General features: G+C 68.4%; 22 protein-coding genes. 14 read left to right on the top strand and 8 right to left on the bottom strand.

What is annotated here, in order from left to right; all coding sequences use genetic code 11:
• Positions 1-744 (bottom strand): response regulator transcription factor, encoded by a 744-nt coding sequence (locus BG90_RS04205; RefSeq protein WP_025989676.1) that lies wholly within the window; start codon positions 742-744, stop codon positions 1-3.
• Between the two features lie 205 nt (positions 745-949).
• Here BG90_RS04205 and recA point away from each other — a divergent pair, with 205 nt between their 5' ends.
• The 10 genes from recA to BG90_RS04155 all read left to right on the top strand — a co-directional run bounded on the left by recA (position 950) and on the right by BG90_RS04155 (position 11246).
• Entirely contained in the window at positions 950-2029 is a 1080-nt protein-coding gene (recA, locus tag BG90_RS04200; protein ID WP_010101869.1) for a recombinase RecA, read from the top strand.
• Positions 2029-2982, top strand: a complete 954-nt coding sequence (gene recX, locus BG90_RS04195) for a recombination regulator RecX (protein ID WP_010114179.1) — start codon at positions 2029-2031, stop codon at positions 2980-2982. The genes recA and recX overlap by 1 nt, the downstream gene beginning before the upstream one ends.
• A gap of 209 nt (positions 2983-3191) precedes the next feature.
• Complete coding sequence (locus BG90_RS04190) at positions 3192-3803, top strand: DUF2889 domain-containing protein (RefSeq protein ID WP_010101871.1); 612 nt, start codon at positions 3192-3194, stop codon at positions 3801-3803.
• 79 nt (positions 3804-3882) lie between these two features.
• Positions 3883-5049 carry an ADP-forming succinate--CoA ligase subunit beta gene (gene sucC / locus BG90_RS04185; protein ID WP_010101872.1) on the top strand — a complete coding sequence of 389 codons (1167 nt, stop codon included), beginning with the start codon at positions 3883-3885 and terminating at the stop codon, positions 5047-5049.
• Positions 5050-5194: 145 nt separating this feature from the next.
• Positions 5195-6076 carry a succinate--CoA ligase subunit alpha gene (sucD, locus tag BG90_RS04180; RefSeq protein WP_010101873.1) on the top strand — a complete coding sequence of 294 codons (882 nt, stop codon included), beginning with the start codon at positions 5195-5197 and terminating at the stop codon, positions 6074-6076.
• 149 nt (positions 6077-6225) lie between these two features.
• Entirely contained in the window at positions 6226-6939 is a 714-nt protein-coding gene (locus tag BG90_RS04175; RefSeq protein WP_010101874.1) for a TerC family protein, read from the top strand.
• 221 nt (positions 6940-7160) lie between these two features.
• The gene (locus tag BG90_RS04170; RefSeq protein ID WP_081463932.1) at positions 7161-7679 is read left to right on the top strand and encodes a pilin; all 519 of its coding nucleotides are present in this window, start codon (positions 7161-7163) and stop codon (positions 7677-7679) included.
• Positions 7680-7883: 204 nt separating this feature from the next.
• Complete coding sequence (locus tag BG90_RS04165) at positions 7884-9671, top strand: PglL family O-oligosaccharyltransferase (RefSeq protein WP_025989677.1); 1788 nt, start codon at positions 7884-7886, stop codon at positions 9669-9671.
• A 514-nt stretch (positions 9672-10185) separates the two neighbouring features.
• Entirely contained in the window at positions 10186-10650 is a 465-nt protein-coding gene (locus tag BG90_RS04160; RefSeq protein WP_010101879.1) for a YjjA family protein, read from the top strand.
• A gap of 230 nt (positions 10651-10880) precedes the next feature.
• Positions 10881-11246: a TonB family protein gene (locus BG90_RS04155; RefSeq protein WP_010114184.1), complete on the top strand. Its 366-nt coding sequence runs from the start codon at positions 10881-10883 to the stop codon at positions 11244-11246.
• Positions 11247-11416: 170 nt separating this feature from the next.
• Here BG90_RS04155 and moaC read toward each other — a convergent pair whose 3' ends face one another.
• Positions 11417-11905 (bottom strand): cyclic pyranopterin monophosphate synthase MoaC, encoded by a 489-nt coding sequence (gene moaC, locus BG90_RS04150; protein WP_010101882.1) that lies wholly within the window; start codon positions 11903-11905, stop codon positions 11417-11419.
• Between the two features lie 153 nt (positions 11906-12058).
• Here moaC and BG90_RS04145 point away from each other — a divergent pair, with 153 nt between their 5' ends.
• Positions 12059-13777 (top strand): M48 family metalloprotease, encoded by a 1719-nt coding sequence (locus BG90_RS04145; RefSeq protein ID WP_038802485.1) that lies wholly within the window; start codon positions 12059-12061, stop codon positions 13775-13777.
• Between the two features lie 114 nt (positions 13778-13891).
• Here the strand turns inward: BG90_RS04145 and BG90_RS04140 are convergent, their stop codons facing one another.
• The 6 genes from BG90_RS04140 to BG90_RS04115 all read right to left on the bottom strand — a co-directional run bounded on the left by BG90_RS04140 (position 13892) and on the right by BG90_RS04115 (position 18463).
• A complete protein-coding gene (locus tag BG90_RS04140; protein WP_010101885.1) occupies positions 13892-14488 on the bottom strand; it encodes a DUF2946 family protein in 597 nt (198 codons plus the stop codon).
• On the bottom strand, positions 14481-15518 hold the full coding sequence (locus tag BG90_RS04135; RefSeq protein WP_010101886.1) for a hydrolase: 1038 nt from the start codon (positions 15516-15518) through the stop codon (positions 14481-14483). Before BG90_RS04135 ends, BG90_RS04140 begins: the two co-directional genes overlap by 8 nt.
• An 18-nt stretch (positions 15519-15536) precedes the next feature.
• The gene (locus BG90_RS04130; protein ID WP_010101887.1) at positions 15537-15983 is read right to left on the bottom strand and encodes a nuclear transport factor 2 family protein; all 447 of its coding nucleotides are present in this window, start codon (positions 15981-15983) and stop codon (positions 15537-15539) included.
• Between the two features lie 129 nt (positions 15984-16112).
• The gene (gene waaF / locus BG90_RS04125) at positions 16113-17153 is read right to left on the bottom strand and encodes a lipopolysaccharide heptosyltransferase II (RefSeq protein ID WP_025989678.1); all 1041 of its coding nucleotides are present in this window, start codon (positions 17151-17153) and stop codon (positions 16113-16115) included.
• A 127-nt stretch (positions 17154-17280) separates the two neighbouring features.
• Positions 17281-17478 (bottom strand): zinc-finger domain-containing protein, encoded by a 198-nt coding sequence (locus BG90_RS04120; protein ID WP_010101891.1) that lies wholly within the window; start codon positions 17476-17478, stop codon positions 17281-17283.
• Between the two features lie 61 nt (positions 17479-17539).
• A complete protein-coding gene (locus tag BG90_RS04115; RefSeq protein ID WP_009892780.1) occupies positions 17540-18463 on the bottom strand; it encodes a branched-chain amino acid transaminase in 924 nt (307 codons plus the stop codon).
• Between the two features lie 221 nt (positions 18464-18684).
• Here BG90_RS04115 and BG90_RS04110 point away from each other — a divergent pair, with 221 nt between their 5' ends.
• The 3 genes from BG90_RS04110 to BG90_RS04100 all read left to right on the top strand — a co-directional run bounded on the left by BG90_RS04110 (position 18685) and on the right by BG90_RS04100 (position 21197).
• Positions 18685-19446: an AzlC family ABC transporter permease gene (locus BG90_RS04110; RefSeq protein ID WP_010101893.1), complete on the top strand. Its 762-nt coding sequence runs from the start codon at positions 18685-18687 to the stop codon at positions 19444-19446.
• The gene (locus BG90_RS04105) at positions 19443-19766 is read left to right on the top strand and encodes an AzlD domain-containing protein (protein WP_010114191.1); all 324 of its coding nucleotides are present in this window, start codon (positions 19443-19445) and stop codon (positions 19764-19766) included. Before BG90_RS04110 ends, BG90_RS04105 begins: the two co-directional genes overlap by 4 nt.
• Before the next feature lie 237 nt (positions 19767-20003).
• Positions 20004-21197: a phosphoglycerate kinase gene (locus tag BG90_RS04100; protein ID WP_010114193.1), complete on the top strand. Its 1194-nt coding sequence runs from the start codon at positions 20004-20006 to the stop codon at positions 21195-21197.
• Positions 21198-21330: the final 133 nt, after the last annotated feature.

Genomic DNA, 21330 nt, shown 5'->3' with positions numbered 1-21330 from the left:
TCAGCGCAGCGACTGGCTCGCGGCGGCCTCGGCCGGTTGCGGTGCGGTTGCGCTCGGCGCGTCGTTCGCCGGGGCGGGCGCGGCCTTCTCGAGGCAGTAGCCGAGGCCGCGCACGGTCGTGATCCGCACGCCGCTCGGCTCGATCTTCTTGCGCAGCCGGTGAACGTAGACTTCGATCGCGTTGTTGCTGACTTCCTCGCCCCATTCGCACAGATGATCGACGAGCTGCTCCTTCGACACGAGCCGGCCGATCCGCTGCAGCAGCACTTCGAGCAGGCCGAGCTCGCGCGCGGACAGGTCGAGCACGCGGTCGTTCGCGCAGGCGATCCGGCCGACCTGGTCGAACGACAGCGAGCCGTGCCGCACGACGGTCGGCCCGCCGCCCGCGCCGCGCCGGGTCAGCGCGCGCACGCGCGCTTCGAGCTCGTTCAGCGCGAACGGCTTCGCCATGTAGTCGTCGGCGCCGAGGTCGAGCCCCTTCACGCGCTCGTCGACGCTGTCGGCGGCCGTCAGGATCAGCACGGGCAGATTCGAATTGCGCGCGCGCAGGCGGCGCAGCACGTCGAGGCCGGGCATCTTGGGGAGGCCGAGATCGAGGATCAGGAGGTCGAACGTCTGCATCGACAAGGCCGTATCGGCCTCGGCGCCGTTCCTCACATGGTCGACGGCATAGCCCGATTGGCGGAGTGACCGGGTGAGGCCGTCCGCGAGTATGCTGTCGTCTTCGGCGATGAGAATTCGCATGATGCGCAACCGGTTGCCGTCCCGCGGCGATGGCGCTGCGCGCGGCTGTCTCCGAAATATAGGGCGATGCCTGCCCGCAACGCGGGCTTGCATAAACCACTGTTTTTTTATACAGTATCTGCATTCGCGCACCTAACGGCTTGCTGGCCGTGTCGAAGCCGGTGCGTCCGTTTCAGACGCTGCTCATCATAGCAAAGGACGATTCATGGAAGAAGGCAAGAAAGGCTCCGGGATGACTGCCGAAAAGAGCAAGGCGCTTGCCGCCGCGCTCGCGCAGATCGAGAAGCAGTTCGGCAAAGGGTCGATCATGCGGCTCGGCGACGGCGAGGTGGTCGAGGATATCCAGGTGGTGTCCACGGGCTCGCTCGGTCTCGATATCGCGCTCGGCGTCGGCGGCCTGCCGCGCGGCCGTGTGGTCGAGATCTACGGACCGGAATCGTCCGGCAAGACGACGCTGACGCTGCAGGTGGTCGCCGAGATGCAGAAGCTCGGCGGCACCGCGGCGTTCATCGACGCGGAGCACGCGCTCGACGTCCAGTACGCGTCGAAGCTCGGCGTGAACGTGCCGGAACTGCTGATCTCGCAGCCGGACACGGGCGAGCAGGCACTGGAAATCGTCGATGCGCTGGTGCGCTCGGGCTCGATCGACATGATCGTGATTGACTCGGTCGCGGCGCTCGTGCCGAAGGCCGAAATCGAAGGCGAGATGGGCGACGCGCTGCCCGGCCTGCAGGCCCGCCTGATGTCGCAGGCGCTGCGCAAGCTGACGGGCTCGATCAAGCGTACGAACTGCCTCGTGATCTTCATCAACCAGATCCGGATGAAGATCGGCGTGATGTTCGGCAACCCGGAAACCACGACGGGCGGCAACGCGCTCAAGTTCTATTCGTCGGTGCGTCTCGACATCCGCCGGATCGGCTCGATCAAGAAGAACGACGAGGTGATCGGCAACGAAACGCGCGTGAAGGTCGTGAAGAACAAGGTGTCGCCGCCGTTCCGCGAAGCGATCTTCGACATCCTGTACGGCGAAGGCATTTCGCGTCAGGGCGAAATCGTTGATCTCGGCGTGCAGGCGAAGATCGTCGACAAGGCGGGTGCGTGGTACAGCTATAGCGGCGAGAAGATCGGCCAGGGCAAGGACAACGCACGTGAATTTCTGCGCGAGAATTCGGAAATCGCGCGCGAGATCGAAAATCGCATTCGCGAGTCGCTCGGCGTCGCCGCCATGCCGCAGGGCGCCAACTCCGCCAACTCCAAAGCCGAGATCATGGACGAAGAGGAGTAATGCGCAAGCACCGGGGGGGCGCGGATTCGCAACAGGTAGGGCGCGGCGCGCGGACGAGGTCCGCCGGCGAGGCCCGCGCCGAACACGAAGCGCGCGCGCCGGTTTCGAGCGAAGGGCGGCCGGTTGGCCGCCCGGCAGCGAGGGCATCCGACGATGCCCTCGTTTCGTTTGGGCGATCGGTTGCGTTCGAATCGGACGATCCGTTCGATCCGCACGAATCGTTCGACGCGCATGACGTCGCGCGGCGGCGTGCGTCGGACGGCGCAGCCGGCACGAACGACGATGCGTCCGGCGGTGGCCGGGCGGGCGGCGGCTTGCGCGCCGGCGGCCGTTCGCGTGCATCGACGGCATTTTCGTCGGCGGCGGGCGGGGATGAAGTGACGGGCGACGTCTATATGCGCACGAGCCAGGCCGGAGCACGGTCGCGGCGGCGGGCATCGTCTTTCCGTTCCGATTCGTCCGTGTCCGAAGACGCGGCGCGTTCGTCGGCGTCGCAACGTCCCGCGCGCTCGCTGAAAGGGCGCGCGATCGCGTATCTGTCGCGCCGCGAGTACAGTCGCGCGGAACTCGCACGCAAGCTCGCGCCGTACGTCGAGGAAGGCGACGATCTCGAGTCGCTGCTCGACACGCTCGAGCGGGAGGGCTGGCTGTCCGACGCGCGGTTTGCCGAAAGCCTCGTGCATCGGCGCTCGGCGCGCGTCGGCTCGGCGCGCATCGTGAGCGAGCTGAAGCGACATGCGGTCGGCGACGCGCTCGTCGAGGCCGTCGGCGCGCAGTTGCGCGAGAGCGAGTTCGAGCGCGCGCAGTCGGTCTGGCGCAAGAAGTTCGGCGCGGTGCCGCAAACGCCCGCGGAGCGCGCAAAACAGGCGCGCTTCCTCGCGATGCGCGGTTTTTCGGGCGCGACGATCGCGAAGCTGTTGAAAGGCGACGTCGACGAGTTCGGCGGCGATTGAGCGCGGCGAGCCGGCTTGCACGCTCGCGTTCGGCATCAAGCCGACGCTGCAAGCTCGAATTCCTTGCGACAGCCCGGCGGACCACTACGCCGACCGCCGACCACCGACCACCCCCAAAATCCCCCGAAACCCCGCACGGGGCCAGACCGGGCCCTTACGGCCGGTATGTTAGAATCCGCGAGTTTCCCTCTTCGGCTTCACCTTCCCGCATGCCGCTACCCGAGCCCGTACCCCGACAGTTGCGCCATCGCCGCGCAATTCGAGCGGAAGCCTACGAGCGTGCCGACGGCTTGTGGGACATCGAAGCCTGCCTGACCGATCACAAGCCGCGCGACGTCACGCTGGCGTCGGGCGTCAGACCGGACGGCCTGCCGATCCACGAACTCTGGTTGCGCGTGACGATCGATCGCGAACTCAACATCGTCGATGCCGAGGCGTCGTCGGACTGGGTGCCCTATCCCGGTCAATGCGAAACCGCCAAGCCCGCCTACCGTGCCCTCATCGGACTCAATCTCTTCCGCCATTTCCGTCGCGACGTCTCCCGGCTGCTGTCGGGCGTCGCCGGCTGCTCGCACCTGACCGAGCTGTGCGCGGTGCTGCCGACGGCCGCGATCCAGGCGTTCGCGGGCGACGTATGGGATGTGCGCGAGCAGTTGGGCGGCGGAGCCGACGGACGCGATCGCGCGGCAGCCGAGCCGCCGTTCCAGCTCGGCCGCTGCCACGCGCTGCGGTTCGACGGAGAAGCGGTCCGGCAGTTCTATCCGCGTTGGTACGGCGCGAGCCGCCCCGCGCGCGAAGGCTCGGACGGCGCGAAGGAATGAGAGCGGACGCTTAAATCGTAAGAAGAAGCGATCGCCAATCGACTTTTTTTAGCCAACTCACAGACTGAAGGAATCACGCATGAAGATTCACGAGTACCAGGGTAAGGAAATCCTGCGGAAATTCGGAGTCGCGGTACCGCGCGGCAAGCCGGCGTTCTCGGTGGACGAGGCCGTCAAGGTGGCGGAAGAGCTGGGCGGCCCGGTTTGGGTCGTCAAGGCCCAGATTCATGCGGGCGGCCGCGGCAAGGGCGGCGGCGTGAAGGTCGCGAAGTCGCTCGAGCAAGTGCGCGAATACGCGAACCAGATCCTCGGCATGCAGCTGAAGACGCACCAGACCGGTCCGGAGGGCCAGAAGGTCAACCGTCTGCTGATCGAAGAAGGCGCGGACATCAAGAAGGAACTGTATGTCGGCATCGTGATCGACCGCGTGTCGCAGAAGGTCGTCGTGATGGCGTCGAGCGAAGGCGGCATGGACATCGAGGAAGTCGCGGAAAAGACGCCGGAAGCGATCCACAAGGTCGCCGTCGAGCCGTCGCTGGGCCTGCAGGACGCGGAAGCCGACGATCTCGCGAAGAAGATCGGCGTGCCGGACGCATCGATTCCGCAAGCGCGCGAAATCCTGAAGGGCTTGTACAAGTCGTTCTGGGAAACCGACGCGTCGCTCGCCGAAATCAACCCGCTCGTGCTGACGGGCGACGGCAAGGTGATCGCGCTCGACGCGAAGTTCAACTTCGACTCGAACGCGCTGTTCCGTCATCCGGAAATCGTCGCGTACCGCGACCTGGACGAAGAAGATCCGGCTGAAATCGAAGCGTCGAAGTTCGACCTCGCGTACATCTCGCTCGACGGCAACATCGGCTGCCTCGTGAACGGCGCGGGTCTCGCGATGGCGACGATGGACACGATCAAGCTGTTCGGCGGCGAGCCGGCGAACTTCCTCGACGTCGGCGGCGGCGCGACGACCGAGAAGGTCACCGAAGCGTTCAAGCTGATGCTGAAGAACCCGGGCCTGAAGGCGATCCTCGTGAACATCTTCGGCGGCATCATGCGCTGCGACGTGATCGCGGAAGGCGTGATCGCGGGCTCGAAGGCCGTGAACCTGAACGTGCCGCTCGTCGTGCGCATGAAGGGCACGAACGAAGACCTCGGCAAGAAGATGCTCGCCGAATCCGGCCTGCCGATCATCTCGGCGGACAGCATGGAAGAAGCGGCGCAGAAGGTCGTCGCCGCGGCTGCGGGCAAGTAACGAGCGCCCGCGGACCTGGCGCTGCGCGCCGGGCCCCCGATGGGGGCAAGAAAACGCGGGGCAGCCCGGCGTTTTCTTGAGCGCATCATTGAAACGCATGGCGGCGCGGTTTCTCTCGCGACGCCGATCGAACAGAGGTCAATACATGTCGATTCTGATCAACAAAGACACGAAGGTCATCACGCAGGGCATCACCGGCAAGACCGGCCAGTTCCACACGCGCGCCTGCCGTGAATACGCAAACGGCCGCGAAGCGTTCGTCGCGGGCGTGAACCCGAAGCGCGCCGGCGAAGATTTCGAAGGCATTCCGATCTACGCGAGCGTCAAGGAAGCGAAGGCCGAAACCGGCGCGACCGTGTCGGTCATCTACGTGCCGCCCGCGGGCGCCGCTGCGGCGATCTGGGAAGCGGTGGAAGCCGATCTCGATCTCGCGATCTGCATCACGGAAGGCATCCCCGTGCGCGACATGATCGAAGTGAAGGACCGCATGCGCCGCGAAGGCCGCAAGACGCTGCTGCTCGGGCCGAACTGCCCGGGCACGATCACGCCGGACGAACTGAAGATCGGCATCATGCCGGGCCACATCCATCGCAAGGGCCGCATCGGCGTCGTGTCGCGCTCGGGCACGCTGACGTACGAAGCGGTCGCGCAGCTGACGGCGCTCGGCCTCGGCCAGTCGTCGGCAGTCGGCATCGGCGGCGATCCGATCAACGGTCTGAAGCACATCGACGTAATGAAGATGTTCAACGACGATCCGGATACGGACGCGGTCGTGATGATCGGTGAAATCGGCGGTCCGGACGAAGCCAACGCGGCTCAGTGGATCAAGGACAACATGAAGAAGCCGGTCGTCGGCTTCATCGCGGGCGTCACGGCGCCTCCGGGCAAGCGCATGGGCCACGCCGGCGCGCTGATCTCGGGCGGCGCGGACACGGCCGAAGCGAAGCTGGAAATCATGGAAGCGTGCGGCATCACGGTCACGCGCAATCCGTCGGAGATGGGCCGCCTGCTGAAGGCAGCACTGTAAGCATCGGTTTCATCGCCACGAAAAACGCCGGTTCCGCCGGCGTTTTTTGTTATGCTCGCGCAATTGTTTCGTAAGCCCCGGCCGGACGGCCGGGCGCGGCCGCAACGCTCGCGTTCGCCCGCCGGCCTCACTTTCTTTGCTTCGCCCTCATGCTCGAATTCTTCGCCTCGCTCCATTGGGGCGCCGTCGTCCAGATCATCGTCATCGATATCCTGCTCGGCGGCGACAACGCGGTCGTGATCGCGCTCGCCTGCCGCAACCTGCCCGTGCAGCAGCGCGTGCGCGGCGTGCTGTGGGGGACGGCCGGTGCGATCGTGCTGCGCGTCATGCTGATCGCGTTCGCGGTGCTGCTGCTCGATGTGCCGCTCCTCAAGTTCGCGGGCGGCGTGCTGCTGCTGTGGATCGGCGTGCGGCTGATGGCGCCCGCCGACGACGCGCACGACAACATCAAGCCTGCCGACAAGCTGTGGGAGGCGGTGAAGACGATCGTGATCGCCGACGCGGTGATGAGCCTCGACAACGTGATCGCGATCGCCGGCGCGGCCGAGCAGGCGGATCCGGGCCACCGGATCGCGCTCGTGATCTTCGGCCTGATCGTCAGCATTCCGATCATCGTCTGGGGCAGCACGCTCGTGCTCAAGCTGCTCGACCGCTTTCCGATCTTCATCACGCTTGGCGCGGCGCTTCTCGGCTGGATCGCGGGCGGGCTGATGGTCAACGATCCGGCGGGCGACCGCTGGCCGCTCCTCGACACGCCCGCCGCGATCTATGGCGCGAGCGTGGCGGGCGCGCTCTTTGTCGTGATCGCCGGATATGCGCTGAAGAAGCGCCGCGCGACGTCGGGGACGGCGAATTCGCACTGACTGACACCGGCGCTTCGCGGCGTCGGCCGTCCGGCCGACTGCCCGCGTTGCCGCACGCTGGCTACGATCGACACGCCTGCCGCTTTCGGCGGGCGTGTTCGTTTCCGGAGCCTGTCATGAGCGAATTTCTTTCCGTTTTATCGCCGTTTGCGTCGCTTTTGCTGCCGCGGGCGGGGGGCGCGCGCGGCCTGCGCCGGGTGTGGCGCGCGTCGACGCGTGCGGTGCGCGGCCGTGGTTTCACGCTGATCGAATTGATGATCGTGCTCGCGATCGTCGGCGTCGTCGCTGCGTACGCGATTCCCGCATATCAGGACTACCTCGCGCGCAGCCGGGTCGGCGAGGGGCTTGCGCTCGCCGCGTCCGCGCGGCTCGCGGTCGCGGAGAACGCGGCGAGCGGCAGCGGTTTTTCGGGCGGATACGTGTCGCCGCCGGGCACGCGCAACGTCGAGTCGATTCGCGTCGACGACGACACCGGGCAGATCGTCGTCGCGTTCACGTCGCGCGTCGCGGCGTCGGGCGCGAACACGCTCGTGCTCGTGCCGTCGGCGCCGGATCAGGCGGAGACGCCGACGGCGCGCGTCGCGCTGTCGAAGGGCGCCGTGCAGGCGGGGGCGATCACGTGGGAGTGCTTCGCCGACGGCAAGACGTCGTCGTCGCTGCCCGCGCCGGGCGCCGGGCCGATGCCGAGCGATGCGCCGACGCTGGCCGGCAAGCTCGCGCCGCCGGAGTGCCGAGCGTGACGTCCGGCGGCGAATAGCGGCGAATAGCGGCGAAGCGGCGGGGCGGCGCGTGCCTTGAGCATCGGCTACCGGGAGAAGAATTGCGCGGCGTTCGTGCACTGTGATGGTGCGTGACATAACGGCCGTGCGCAACCGGCGCCCCGCGCCCGCACAGCGGGAGGTTTTTTTTGTATAGTGCGCCGGTTGCTGACACCCGGTTCGCTCATGCCTTCCTCTTTTCTGCGTTCTTTGTCGCTGATCGCGCTTGCAGTCGCCCTGATCCTGCCGTATGCGGTCACGAATCACACGTATCCGATTCCGACCTTCTATTCCGAATTCGCCGCGTTTGCGCTGTATTGGGTGCTCGGCGCGACCGTCGTCCTGCTCGTGAAAGCCGAGCGCTCCGCGCAGCCGTTCGCGGTGCCGATGGCGCTCGTCGCGCCGCTCGGCTTCGGCGCGGTGCTGCTCGCGCAGGTCGCGCTGCTGCCGTTGCATCAGCCTTCGATGAACTGGCTCGCGACGGGCTACCTGCTCGGCGCGATCGTCGCGATGCAGTCGGGCTATGCGCTCGCGCGCGCGAACATGGTCGACATGGTCGCGAGGATGATCGCGGGGGCGACGATCGTCGGCGGCATCTTCGCCGTCGCCTGCCAGTTCGTGCAGCTGTTCCATCTGGAGACGACGTTCTCGCCGTTCGTCGTGTCGTACGGCGTGACCGTCGATCGCCGGCCGTACGGCAACATGGCGCAGGCGAATCACCTCGCGACCTACATCGCGTTCGCGCTTGCGGGCGCGCTGTATCTCGTGCAGACGCGCCGCATGCCGGCGCTCGCGTGGGCGGCGCTGTCGGTGTTCCTGTCCGTCGGGCTCGCGCTTACCGTGTCGCGCGGGCCGTGGCTGCAGGTCGGCGTGATGGTCGTCGCCGGCTTCTGGATGGCGTTCGCGCAGGCGCGGCGCGATCCGGCCGCGAGCCGCATGCGCGCATGGGCGATTCCGGTCGTGCTCGGCGCGTTGTTCGTCGCGGTCAATGTCGCCGTGCGCTGGGTGAACGTGCATTACCACCTCGGCCTTGCCGAGTCGGCCGCCGACCGCATGCGCGACGCCGGCCAGATCGCGCCGCGCCTCGCGCTCTGGAAGTACGGCCTGACGATGTTCCGCGAGCATCCGCTGCTCGGCGTCGGCTGGGGCGAATTCCCGATCCATCAGTTCGAACTCGTGCGCAGGCTGGGCGGCGTCGAGATCGCCAACAACTCGCATGACATCTTCATCGATCTGCTCGCGAAGTCCGGCTTGCTCGGCCTCGGCGTGCTGGTCGTCGCGCTCGTCGCGTGGTTCGTGCGCGCGCTGCGCGTGCCGCATACCGAGAGCCGTGTGTTCGGCTTCGCGCTCGTCGGCATTTTGCTGATGCACGCGCTCGTCGAGTACCCGCAGCAGTACACGTTCTTCCTGCTGCCCGTGATGTTCGTGATCGGCCTGCTCGAGACGAAGCCGTTGCGCGTGCTGCCAAGCCGTGCGGCGTTCGCGCTGTTCGCTGCGCTGTCGGTTGCGGGGCTTGCGTCGCTGTACCCGGTGCTGCGCGACTACCAGCGCGCGGAAGTGCTGTACTACGGCACGAATCCGGCCGAGCAGTACCGCGAGGATCCGTCGTTCCTGTTCGGCGCGTGGGGCGATTACGGCGAGGCGACGCTGCTGACGATTTCGCGCGACAACCTGCAGGCGAAGCTCGCCGCGCACGAACGGGCGATCGCGCTGCTGCCGGGCGAGACCGTCCTGCGCCGCTACGCGGTGCTGCAGGCGCTCGACGGCCGCGAAGCCGACGCGTTCGACACGGTCGAGCGGCTGCGCGTGTTCGCGCAAGAACTGCATGACTGGCCGGTGCAGCTTGCCGCGTTGTACAAGCTGCTCGACGATCAGCCGTCGCTGAGGCCGTTCAAGGCGTCGCTCGTGTCGAAGTACGGGACGCCGGCCGCGAACGTATCCGCCGACGGTGAGGAAGACGACAGCGACGACTGATCGCGGGTCGGCTGGAAACGGGACGATCGAAGAAACCGCCGCTTTTCGCGGCGGTTTTGATTGGGAGGGCGCGACGGCGTCGCGATCGAACGATGCGGCGGGCGCGATGCACGACGCGTGATGCTTGATGCGCGGCGGCGCGCGCCGGAATTTCGTCATGCGGACGGCACGAGGAGCGTTGCGTGGCCGCGGCATCGCATCGTGTGCAAAGCGTGCGTCGACGTCGCTTGGCCGACACTCGCGCAGCCTAAGCACGCGGCCGTCACAAGAAGCCGCCGAAAGAAACCGCCACAAGGAATCGCGGCAAGAAACTACCGAAAGAAACCGCCGAAAGAAACCGCCGTGAGCAGCCGCTATCCCCGCCCCGCTCCGACAGGCGACGTTAAGCAGTGTCAAATCGCGCCGCACTCGCGCACGGCGAGCCGGTACGAGCGGATTTGCGTCGCATCGTTCGGGTATGCTTGGGCGCGGTATTCATCGACTGGAAACGAATTCTTGCCCTGAGAGGAAGCCTATGAAAACGCGTCCCCATCGTATTGCGGCAGCAGGCATCCTGATTGCCAGCATCGCGTCGTTCTCGACCGCTCACGCGCAGCTCGGCGACTTGCTGAAGCAAGGCACCGACAGCGGCGCGGGCGGCGTAGCGAGCGCGCTCGGCAATCTCGGCGGCGCGGGCGGCGCCGCGTCGGCCGGCTCGCTGCTGTCACCCGGCAGCACCGGCAACGTCGCGGGCCTGCTGCAGTTCTGCATCAAGAACAACTATCTCGGCGACGGCGGCGCGTCGTCGGTCAAGGACGCGCTGATGAGCAAGCTGGGCGGCGGCGTCACGTCGGACAGCAGCTACGCGAGCGGCGCGAGCGGGATTCTCGACGCCGGCAACGGCCGCACGCTCGACCTGAGCGGCGGGCAGAGCTTCAAGCAGCAGTTGACGAAGCAGGTCTGCGACAAGGTGCTGTCGCAGGCGAAGTCGCTGCTGTAAGCGGGACGCCGGCGCCGTGTCGCGGAGCGGGCGGTGCGCGATCGACGCGCGCTGCCGACGCGACGCGTCGGCGGACGCCGGGGATCGCGCGCGGCGCTCGGTATCGGGCGCCGGTGCGAATGAAGCATGGATAAGAATGGACAAGAAACGGGGGGGCGGAATCGCACGGCGTGCGCAACGCAGGCGCTGACGATTCACGCGATCGACAGCGCGGACTGACCAGAACGAACATGAAGACTTATTCGACGTACCTGACGTTTCCTCTTGCCGCGTCGCTGCTCGCCGGCTGCGCGGCGTTCGCGCCGCGGGACTCGGCGAAGCTCGAATGCACGATGCCCGTCGCGGTGTATCCGGACAGCGCGAAGCCGCTCGAGCGCCGGGCGACCGTGCTCGTGCGGGCGATGATCACGTCGTCGGGCAATGCGGAGAACGTCACGGTCACGACGAGTAGCCGGAATGCCGCCGCGGACCGTGCGGCCGTCGAAGCGATGTCGAAGGTCGCGTGCTCGCAGACGCCCGCGCGCGGCGGCGAGCCCTATCCGTTTACGCTGACGCGGCCGTTCGTGTTCGAGCCGACGGCGAAGGCCGCGCGGTGACGCGCATCGAGTGCGTGGGCGCGGGCGCGGGCGGCAACGCGCGTGTCTCGTTGCGCGCCGTTGTCCCGACTCGAAGCGCCTTGTCGAGTGCGGCGCTTCGATAACCGCTTGACGCGCACCCGCCCGGATTCGGCGGTGCGCTAGCTGGCGGTTTGCGGGGCAGGCCGGCGTTACGCGCCGGCCTCGCCAGCTTTCCAGTCCCCCGACTTTCCGCCGCGCTTCTCCCTGACGCTCACATCGGTGATCACCATTCCCCGATCGACGGCCTTGCACATGTCGTAGACAGTCAGCAGCCCGACCTGCACCGCGGTCAGCGCCTCCATCTCGACGCCCGTGCGTCCGTACGTCTCGACCTGCGCGCTGCAGCGCACGCCGGGCAGCGCGTCGTCGAACTCGAACTCGACCGCGACGCGCGTGAGCGCGAGCGGGTGGCAGAGCGGAATCAGATCGGCGGTGCGCTTCGCGCCCTGGATCGCCGCGATCCGCGCGACGCCGAGCACGTCGCCTTTCTTCGCGCGTCCTTCGCGGATCAGCGCGAGCGTGTCGGGCAGCATCCGGATCGCGCCGCGCGCCACCGCGATGCGCTTCGTTTCCTGCTTGTCGCCGACGTCGACCATGTGCGCGTGGCCGGCAGCGTCGAAGTGTGTGAATCCAGACATGTCGTGCTCCGTTAGAGGGCGCCTATCATAGCAGCGCGGCTCGTCGGTCGATTCGAGCGGTGCGCGTCGGCGTCGCGCGAACGGCGGCCGGCGCGCCGTTACAATGACGCAGCTCTATCGATCATTACGCCACGGCCGCCCTGATCCTTGTCCATGCGCGTCAAACCGTTGCTCGTCGTGTCGCTGTCCGCGGCGCTCGCCCTGCCGCCCGGCGGCTACGCTCAGCCGCGCGCCGATGCTCAGCCGCTCGAATCCGCTCCCGCCACCGGCGCCGCCGAGCCCGCGCCGCTCGCGCCCGACGCGATCTCGACCGTGCCGTCCGGCATCGCGGCCGGCGTGTTCGGCACGTACGGCGGCGCGCAGAGCCGGCTGTCCGATCCGGCGTCCGGCACGCCCAGTTTGCGCGCGCCGCTTCGATCGCTGCAACTGCCGGATCTCGGCGACGGCTCGGGCGGATCGCTGACGCCGCAGGCGGAGCGCCGTCTCGGCGAACGCGTGATGCGCGAGGTGCGGCGCGATCCCGACTATCTCGACGACTGGCTCGTGCGCGACTACCTGAATTCAGTCGCGGCGAAGCTGTCGGCGGCGGCGGCCGCGCAGTTCATCGGCGGCTACATGCCCGACTTCGATCTGTTCGCGATACGCGACCCGCAGATCAACGCGTTCTCGCTGCCGGGCGGTTTCATCGGCATCAACAGCGGGCTCGTCGCGACGACGCAGACGGAATCCGAGCTCGCGTCGGTGATCGGTCACGAGATGGGGCACGTGCTGCAGCGGCATATCGCGCGGATGATCGTCGCGAGCGAGAAGAGCGGCTACGCGGCGCTCGCGACGATGCTGTTCGGCGTGCTCGCGGGCATCCTCGCGCGCAGCGGCGATCTCGGCAGCGCGATCGCGATCGGCGGCCAGGCGTTCGCGGTCGACAGCCAGTTGCGGTTCTCGCGCACGGCCGAGCGCGAGGCTGACCGCGTCGGCTTTCAACTGCTCGCGGGCGCCGGCTACGATCCGTATGGGATGCCGGGCTTCTTCGAGCGGCTCGAACGCGCGTCGATGGGCGACGCGGGCGTGCCCGCGTATGCGCGCACGCATCCGCTGACGGGCGAGCGGATCGCCGACATGGACGATCGCGCGCGGCGCGCGCCGTACAAGCAGCCGAGGCAGTCGCCGGAGTACGGTTTCGTGCGCGCGCGTCTGCGGATGCTGCAGAACCGCTCGCCGACCGATTACGCGAACGAGGTGCGGCGGATGCGCGTCGAGCTCGACGACAGGATCGCGCCGAACGTCGCGGCAAATTGGTACGGGATCGCGCTGGGCGAGATGCTGGGCAGCCGCTACGACGATGCGGATCGCGCGCTCGGGGCGGCGCGCGACGCGTTCGCGCGCACGGCCGCGCGCGAGGGCGACTCGGCGCGCAGCTCGCCGAGCCTCGACGTGCTCGCGGCGGAGATCGCGCGCCGCGCGGGCCGCACCGACGACGCGGTGCAGCTCGCCGCCGCCGCGCAGCGGCGCTGGCCGGGCTCGCACGCGGCGATCGCCGCGCATCTGCAGGCGCTCCTTGCCGCGCGCCGCTACGCGCACGCACAGACGCTCGCGCAGTCCGAGGCGAGCGCCGATTCCGGCCAGCCGGATTGGTGGAATTATCTCGCGCAGGCGAGCCTCGGCAACGGCGATGCGGTGACGCAGCGCCGCGCGCTCGCGGAGAAATTCGCGCTCGAGGGCGCGTGGCCGTCGGCGATCCGGCAACTGCGCGAGGCGCGCGACATCAAGTCGGCCAGCTTCTACGAGCAGTCGATCATCAGCGCGCGGCTGCACGAGTTCGAGGCGCGCTACAAGGAAGAGCGGGAAGAGGACAAGGACAACAAGCGCGGCTGACGCGCGGCGCCGCGGCCGGGCCGCCCGCCCGCCGGGCGTTCGCGCCGGCAGCCCGGCTCCTTTTCCGGCGACGTCGAACGACGCGCCGTGCGCGGCCGCGCGCTTTCCCGCGCGTCAGTCCGCCGCCTGACCGCCCGCGCGCGCGGCCGGGCTCGCGACGAACCGGAACCGCCGCGCGACGTCGTCGCGCCGGATCGGCTCGAGCGGCAGGTCTACGCCGCCGCCGAGGTGCAGCACGCCGTGCGCGCCGTCGTCGTCGAGGTCCGCATGATCGGCGAAGAGCCCGAGATCGTGATCGTGCAGCGCGGCGACGCGCGGCGGCGTCGCCGCGTCGGCGAACAGCACGCCGCCCGCGTCGTCGAGCCACGCGCGCGCCGGCTCGAACGCGCGGCCCGTGTGGTCGGTGAGCGCGACGCGCGCCGGATCGTCGCGATCGGCCGCGAGCCGGACGATCCACGGCGTGTACGCGAGCTCGACGTACACGCGCTGCGGCCCGTTCTGGAAGAACCACTGCCCGTCGGCGTCGCGCTCGTAGTTGCGGGCGATGAAGTCGATCAGCGCCGGGTGCCGGACAGGCGAGCCGAGCGCGCCCGCCGCCTGCGCCGCGTCGTCGCGCATCCGCCAGCAGCCGCGCCGGTCGAGCAGCAGCCATCCGGTGCAGTGCGGGACGTTAGGCCACTTGGCGAGCGCCTGTTTGACGATGTCATCCATGATCGGTGAAGCGTGAGCAGAAATCGAAGATGCGGGTCGGCAGCCACCAGTCGATGCGTCCCGGAAACGGGCCCGTCATGAAGCCCGCATGGCCGCCGTGCTCGGGCTGGTCGAGCACGACCACGCGCGACACGTCGCGCGGGCCGGGCAGCGCCGACGCCGGCAGGAACGGGTCGTTGCGCGCGTTGAGGATCAGCGTCGGCACGTCGATCGCCGCGAGGAGCGGGCGCGTCGTCGCCTGCGTCCAGTAGTCGTTCGCGTCGGCGAAGCCGTGCAGCGGCGCGGTCACGACGTCGTCGAAGTCGTGCATCGTGCGCGCGGCGAGCATCGTTTCCTTGTCGAAGAGCCCCGGGTATTGCTCGAGCTTGAGGAGCGCCTTCAGCTTCAGCGTCTTCAGGAAGCTGTGCGTGTAGACCATCGAGAAGCCTTGCGACAGCGCGCGTCCGCCCGCGTGGATGTCGATCGGCGTCGAGACCGCCGCGGCCGCCGTGACGATCGACGTGTCGCCGCGCCGCTCGCCGAGCCAGCGCAGCAGCACGTTGCCGCCGAGCGACACGCCGACCGCGACGAGCGGCCCGCGATGGCCTTTAGCGAGCCGCCGCAGGATCCAGTCGACTTCGGCGCTGTCGGCGAGGTGATAGAAGCGCGGCATCCGGTTCATCTCGCCGCTGCAGCTGCGGAAATGCGGGACGACGCCGCGCCAGCCGCGTGCGCGGGCGGCCGCCATCAGCACGCGTGCGTAATGTGAATCGGAGCTGCCTTCGAGGCCGTGGAACAGCACGGCGAGCGGGGCGCTTGGCCCGGGCGCCGCGCCGTCCGGGTGCGTGAGCCAGTCGATGTCGATGAAGTCGCCGTCGGGCGTGTCCCAGCGCTCGCGCCGGTATCCGACGTCCGGCCGGCGCGCGAAGAGCGCAGGGACGATCGTCTGCGCGTGGCTCGTCGGCAGCCAGAGCGGCGCGCGGTAGAGGGACGAGGCTGCCGGGCGGGCGGTCTCGTCGGCAGCGGGAAGCGGAGGAAGCGCGGTGCTCATCGCTGCAAACGCCTGTGCTTAGTGGAGCGGCCCCTGAGCGTGGCGGATCTTCGCGGCGAACTGAGTCGCCGTCTGCTCGGGGATCGGGCTCGCGTGGATGTGGGCGATCCGCCATTCGCCGCGCTCGTGGATCATCACGTAGGTCGTGAACACCATCTGCGGCTCGGCCGTGAGATCGGCCTGCTGGTGCGCCTCCGCGACCGTGTAGACGACGGTGCCGAGGCTGTCGTAGACGCGGATGTCGAGCGGCTCGATCGTGACGGGCTGGGTCGACAGCCGTTGCGCGAACCCGCTCCTGATCTGCTCGAGGCCGTGCAGATGCGCGCCGTCTGCCCAGATGCAGCTGGCGAAATCCTCGTCGATCCAGAGGACCATCAGCGCGTCGAGGTTGGCGTCGGCGACTGCCTGATAGTACGCGTTCAGCGTATCGGCGGCGGCTTCGAAGAGGCGGGCAAAACGTGGCATCGGGTCTATCTCTCGCGCGCGGCGCGCGCCGTTTCATCAAGGCGGCCCATGCGTGAACAAGGCCGCCCGCTTACCGGTGAGTCGGGTGCGGGTGCGTGGCGCGTAACGGACGGCCTTGCGGCCGCGGCGTCAGCGCTGTCCGACGAGCATCCCGCGCAAATCGCCGAACACCTGCTCCGGGCTCAGCTCGCGCAGGCACTTCAGGTGGCCGAGCGGGCATTCGCGTTCGAAGCAGGGACTGCATTCGAGATGCAGCCATTGTACCTTTGCCAGGTCCGACAGCGGCGGGGTATGACGCGGATCCGTCGACCCGTAGAGCGCGACGAGCGGCCGGCGCAGCGCCGCCGCGACGTGCATCAGCCCGGAATCGTTCGTGACGACCGCGTTCGCGCGCGCGATCAGCGCGCACGCCTCGGTGAGCGAAGTCTGGCCGCAGAGGTTGCGCACGTTCGGCGCGCGCTCGGCGATCGCCTGTGCGGCCGCCGCGTCCTTCGGCGAGCCGAGCGCGACGATCTGCGTATAGGGAAAAGACTGACTCACGCTCTGCGCGAGCGCCGCGAAGTGCTCGGGCGGCCAGCGCTTCGCCGGGCCGTACTCGGCGCCCGGGCAGAACACGACGAGCGGCTTGCGCGTATCGAGGTTGAAGCGCGCGGACACGCGCGCCGTCTCGTTCAGGTCCGCTTCGAGCCGCGGCGGCGGCAGCGTCTTGAACGACTCGGGCAGCTTCGCGCCGGGCGCGTATGCAAGCGTCGCGTAATGTTGGACCATCGGCGCTCGCTCGTCGCGCGCCTTGCTCGGATTCGCGTGGCGCACGTTGAGGAGCGCGTAGCGATGCTCGCCCGTGTAGCCGATCCTCAGCGGAATGCCGGCGAGCCACGGGATCAGCGCGGACTTCAGCGAGTTCGGCAGCACGTACGCGGCGTCGTAGCCGAGCTCGCGCAGATCGCTCGCGAGCTGCCAGCGGCGCAGCATCTGCAGCTTGCCGTGCGCGAGGTCGGTCGCGTGAACATCGTGAATCTCGGGCATTCGCTCGAGCGCGGGCGCGACCCACGTCGGGGCCACGGCGTCGATGACGATGCGGGGATGCAGTTTCTTCAGCAGCGCGAAAAGCGGCTGCGCCATCAATGCGTCACCGATCCAGTTCGGTGCGATAACCAACGCGCGACGCATCAGGTCGATTTCCGATGTCGTAATGAAGCGCGACGCTCATGCGCCGCGCTCGGGTTGCGGGGGAGGGGCGGCGGCGCGTGCCGGTCGGGCCGGCCGCGCCGCGTCGGGCGGAACAGCCGCCGCGCGCTCAATGATGGCCGCGGACGATTTCGCCTTCGCGCAGCTTGTAGCGCGTGCCGCAGTACGGGCAGCGCGCTTCGCCGTGCGAGACGTCGATGAACACGCGCGGATGCGCGCTCCAGCGCGGCATCGCGGGGTTCGGGCAGTAAGCGGGCAGATCCTTGGCCGTCAGTTCGATGAGCGGCATTTCCTTGATTTCACTCATGGGGCTTTCTCGTTATGGCGATGGCGAGCGGCGCGCGCCCGGCCTCGGGCGCGCGGCGCGCTCAAATCTTGGTGAGCCAGTCCGCGTGCTTCGCGCTCTTGCCGTTCACGACGTCGAAGAACGCGCTCTGCAGCTTCTCGGTGATCGGGCCGCGCGCGCCGCTGCCGATCGTGCGGTTGTCGAGCTCGCGGATCGGCGTGACTTCGGCCGCGGTGCCGGTGAAGAACGCTTCGTCGGCCGTGTAGACCTCGTCGCGCGTGATGCGCTTCTCGATCACTTCGATGCCGGCTTCCTTCGCGAGCGTGATGACCGTGTCGCGCGTGATGCCGTCGAGGCACGACGCCAGATCGGGCGTGTAGAGCTTGCCGCGGTTCACGAGGAAGAAGTTCTCGCCGGAGCCTTCGGACACGTAGCCGTCGACGTCGAGGAGGAGCGCCTCGTCGTAGCCGTCGGCCGTCGCTTCCTGGTTCGCGAGGATCGAGTTCACGTACCAGCCCGACGCCTTCGCGCGCACCATCGACACGTTCACGTGATGGCGGGTGAACGACGACGTCTTCACGCGGATGCCCTTCGCGAGGCCTTCCTCGCCGAGGTACGCGCCCCACGGCCAGGCCGCGATCGCGACGTGGATCGTGTTGCCCTTCGCCGACACGCCGAGCTTCTCCGAGCCGATCCAGATGATCGGGCGCAGGTAGCACGACTCGAGCTTGTTCTCGCGGACGACGTCGCGCTGCGCCGCTTCGAGCGTTTCCTGGTCGAACGGCACGTCCATCTGGAAGATCTTCGCCGAGTTCAGCAGGCGCTTCGTGTGCTCCTTCAGGCGGAAGATCGCCGTGCCGCCGTCGGCCGTCTTGTATGCGCGCACGCCCTCGAAGACGCCCATGCCGTAGTGCAGCGTGTGGGTCAGCACGTGGATCTTGGCGTCGCGCCATTCGATCAGCTTGCCGTCCATCCAAATCTTGCCGTCGCGATCGGCCATTGACATAGGTCTTCTCCTAGTGGATGCGGGATGCGCAGAAGCAGCGCGCGGCGGCTCGGAACGGCACCGCGTCGCAAAGACGCTCATTTTAGCGTTTTTGTGCGGGCAACGGTCGGTACGGCGGGGTCCGGCGCTATAATCGACGCGCAACCTGCGTGAAAAATAACGGGCGGCGGCGCGCGACGCGCGCGAGCGGCCCGGCTTTCCGCCTTCGCGGCGCTTCCCCGATGCTCGCTCGCTTCTCCGCCTCCGACCGCTTCGCCCTCGTCCAGGGCTTTCGCGACTTTTCCCCGACGCTGATGGCGATCCTGTCGTGGGGGCTCGTCACCGGCATCGCGATGAGCAAGTCGGTGCTGTCGACGGGGCAGGCGGTCGGCATGTCGGTCCTCGTCTACGCGGGCTCGTCGCAGCTCGCGGTGCTGCCTCTCTTCGCCGCGAAGCTGCCCGTCTGGACGATCCTCCTCACGGCCGCGATGGTCAACATGCGCTTCGTGATCTTCAGCGCGGGGCTCGCGCCCCATTTCTCGTATCTGCCGCTGTGGCGGCGCCTCGCGATCGGCTATTTCAACGGCGACGTGATCTATCTGCTGTTCCAGAAGCAGGGCTTCGCGACGGGCCGCGTGCCCGGCAAGGAAGCCTATTTCTGGGGGATGGCGCTCACGAGCTGGTTCGCCTGGCAGGCGTCGTCGCTCGTCGGCATCGCGCTCGCGAACGCCTTTCCCGACAGCTGGGGGCTCGCGCTCGCCGGCACGCTCGCGCTGATCCCGATCATGGTGTCCGCGATCTCGAACCGCTCGACGCTCGCGGCCGTCGCGATCGCCGGGATCGTGTCGCTCGTCGCGTTCGAGCTGCCGTACCGGCTCGCGCTGCCGCTCGCGGTGTGCGCGGCGCTCGCGGCGGGCAGCGTCGCCGACTGGTTCGTCGAGCGCGCCGACTGGCGGCGCATCCGCGCGGCGGGCCGCGCGACGCACACGGAGGACGTCGAATGAGCGACTGGCAGATCTGGCTCGCGATCGCCGGGATGACGCTCGTCACCGCGGTCACGCGCGCGCTCTTTCTCGCCGGCGGCGAGCGCACGGTGCTGCCCGAGCGCGCGCAGCGCGCGCTGCGTTACGCGCCCGCCGCCGCGCTCGTCGCGGTCGTCCTGCCCGACGTGCTCGAGACGCCTGCGGGCATCTCGCTCGCGCTGTCGAACCACGATTTCTACGCGGCCGCGGCCGGCCTCGCGTGGTTCCTGTGGCGCCGCAGCATGCTCGGCACGATCGTCGTCGGGATGCTCGTGTTCACCGCGCTGCGGATCCTGTACTGACGCGCGGCCGCCGCGCGGGCGCGACCCAACGGCGCACGTCGCCGCCGAATAGCAGGAATTCGCCGCCGCGCGGGGTAGCGCCCCGGGCGGATCGGCTAGAATGACCCCTTCCGGATTTTTTTCGCGCGCGCGTCGCGCGGGCCTTGCCGTGCGAAGCCGGCGGGCCGCGCGAGGCGCCCGGGCCGGCAGCCCGCGCGCGCTTCGTACCGCCTTCCTCCATCAACCTTCATCAGTCCCATGAGCCAAGTAAAGCGTCTTACCGACCTGATCGCCGAAGGCAAGCTCTCCGGCAAACGTGTGTTCATCCGCGCCGATCTGAACGTGCCGCAGGACGATCATGGCAACATCACCGAAGACACGCGCATCCGCGCATCGGTGCCCGCGATCCAGGCGGCGCTCGACGCGGGCGCGGCCGTGATGGTCACGTCGCACCTCGGCCGCCCGACGGAAGGCGAGTTCAAGCCCGAGGATTCGCTCGCGCCCGTCGCGAAGCGCCTGGCCGAGCTGCTCGGCCGTGACGTGCCGCTCGTCGCGAACTGGGTCGAGAACGGCGTTTCGGTCGCGCCGGGCCAGGTCGTGCTGCTCGAGAACTGCCGCGTGAACAAGGGCGAGAAGAAGAATTCGGACGAGCTCGCGCAGAAGATGGCGAAGCTCTGCGACGTCTACGTGAACGACGCGTTCGGCACCGCGCACCGCGCGGAAGCCACGACGCACGGCATCGCGAAGTACGCGCCCGTCGCATGCGCGGGCCCGCTGCTGGCGGCCGAGCTCGACGCGCTCGGCAAGGCGCTCGGCAACCCGAAGCGCCCGCTCGTCGCGATCGTCGCCGGCTCGAAGGTGTCGACGAAGCTGACCATCCTGAAGTCGCTCGCGGCGAAGGTCGATCAGTTGATCGTCGGCGGCGGCATCGCGAACACGTTCATGCTCGCGGCGGGCCTGCCGATCGGCAAGTCGCTCGCGGAAGCAGACCTCGTCGGCGAGGCGAAGGCGATCATCGACGAAGCCCGCAAGCTCGGCGCGTCGGTGCCGATCCCGACCGACGTCGTCGTCGCGAAGGAGTTTTCCCCGACGGCCGCGGCTGCCGTGAAGAACGTCGCCGACATCGAAGCCGACGACATGATCCTCGACATCGGGCCGGAAACCGCGAAGGCGCTCGCCGGCCAGCTCGAGAAGGCGGGCACGATCGTCTGGAACGGCCCCGTCGGCGTGTTCGAATTCGACCAGTTCGGCAACGGCACGAAGACGCTCGCCGATGCGATCGCGAACTCGGCCGCGTTCTCGATCGCGGGCGGCGGCGACACGCTCGCCGCGATCGCGAAGTACGGGATCCACGACAAGATCAGCTATATCTCGACGGGCGGCGGCGCGTTCCTCGAATTTCTCGAGGGCAAGAAGCTGCCCGCCGTCGAAGTGCTCGAAACGCGCGCGTAAGCGCGTGACGCGGCGCGCGTCGCATCCCGCTTCGCGCGCGGCATGAAGTGGGAAGCGCGGTGCGGCCGGACATGCCGGCCGCCCGCGCGGCGGCGGGCACGCGGATGGCGCCCGGCGCCGGGGCGACGGCAGT

Origin of the sequence: Burkholderia oklahomensis C6786, assembly GCF_000959365.1 — a bacterium.
Lineage (GTDB): Bacteria > Pseudomonadota > Gammaproteobacteria > Burkholderiales > Burkholderiaceae > Burkholderia > Burkholderia oklahomensis.
The sequence above is the reverse complement of the archived record's forward strand: the minus strand, read 5'-3'. Positions and strand labels throughout refer to the sequence as shown.

Excerpts from the sequence above, each read along its gene's own strand:
- BG90_RS04115 (WP_009892780.1), bottom strand. The coding sequence starts at position 18,463 with ATGTCAATGGCCGATCGCGACGGCAAGATTTGGATGGACGGCAAGCTG.
- BG90_RS04155 (WP_010114184.1), top strand. The coding sequence starts at position 10,881 with ATGAAGACTTATTCGACGTACCTGACGTTTCCTCTTGCCGCGTCGCTG.
- BG90_RS04110 (WP_010101893.1), top strand. The coding sequence starts at position 18,685 with ATGCTCGCTCGCTTCTCCGCCTCCGACCGCTTCGCCCTCGTCCAGGGC.
- BG90_RS04165 (WP_025989677.1), top strand. The coding sequence starts at position 7,884 with ATGCCTTCCTCTTTTCTGCGTTCTTTGTCGCTGATCGCGCTTGCAGTC.
- BG90_RS04205 (WP_025989676.1), bottom strand. The coding sequence starts at position 744 with ATGCGAATTCTCATCGCCGAAGACGACAGCATACTCGCGGACGGCCTC.
- BG90_RS04135 (WP_010101886.1), bottom strand. The coding sequence starts at position 15,518 with ATGAGCACCGCGCTTCCTCCGCTTCCCGCTGCCGACGAGACCGCCCGC.
- BG90_RS04145 (WP_038802485.1), top strand. The coding sequence starts at position 12,059 with ATGCGCGTCAAACCGTTGCTCGTCGTGTCGCTGTCCGCGGCGCTCGCC.
- BG90_RS04140 (WP_010101885.1), bottom strand. The coding sequence starts at position 14,488 with ATGGATGACATCGTCAAACAGGCGCTCGCCAAGTGGCCTAACGTCCCG.
- recA (WP_010101869.1), top strand. The coding sequence starts at position 950 with ATGGAAGAAGGCAAGAAAGGCTCCGGGATGACTGCCGAAAAGAGCAAG.
- BG90_RS04190 (WP_010101871.1), top strand. The coding sequence starts at position 3,192 with ATGCCGCTACCCGAGCCCGTACCCCGACAGTTGCGCCATCGCCGCGCA.
- BG90_RS04100 (WP_010114193.1), top strand. The coding sequence starts at position 20,004 with ATGAGCCAAGTAAAGCGTCTTACCGACCTGATCGCCGAAGGCAAGCTC.
- BG90_RS04130 (WP_010101887.1), bottom strand. The coding sequence starts at position 15,983 with ATGCCACGTTTTGCCCGCCTCTTCGAAGCCGCCGCCGATACGCTGAAC.
- moaC (WP_010101882.1), bottom strand. The coding sequence starts at position 11,905 with ATGTCTGGATTCACACACTTCGACGCTGCCGGCCACGCGCACATGGTC.
- sucC (WP_010101872.1), top strand. The coding sequence starts at position 3,883 with ATGAAGATTCACGAGTACCAGGGTAAGGAAATCCTGCGGAAATTCGGA.
- waaF (WP_025989678.1), bottom strand. The coding sequence starts at position 17,153 with ATGCGTCGCGCGTTGGTTATCGCACCGAACTGGATCGGTGACGCATTG.
- BG90_RS04120 (WP_010101891.1), bottom strand. The coding sequence starts at position 17,478 with ATGAGTGAAATCAAGGAAATGCCGCTCATCGAACTGACGGCCAAGGAT.
- BG90_RS04160 (WP_010101879.1), top strand. The coding sequence starts at position 10,186 with ATGAAAACGCGTCCCCATCGTATTGCGGCAGCAGGCATCCTGATTGCC.
- BG90_RS04105 (WP_010114191.1), top strand. The coding sequence starts at position 19,443 with ATGAGCGACTGGCAGATCTGGCTCGCGATCGCCGGGATGACGCTCGTC.
- sucD (WP_010101873.1), top strand. The coding sequence starts at position 5,195 with ATGTCGATTCTGATCAACAAAGACACGAAGGTCATCACGCAGGGCATC.
- BG90_RS04175 (WP_010101874.1), top strand. The coding sequence starts at position 6,226 with ATGCTCGAATTCTTCGCCTCGCTCCATTGGGGCGCCGTCGTCCAGATC.
- recX (WP_010114179.1), top strand. The coding sequence starts at position 2,029 with ATGCGCAAGCACCGGGGGGGCGCGGATTCGCAACAGGTAGGGCGCGGC.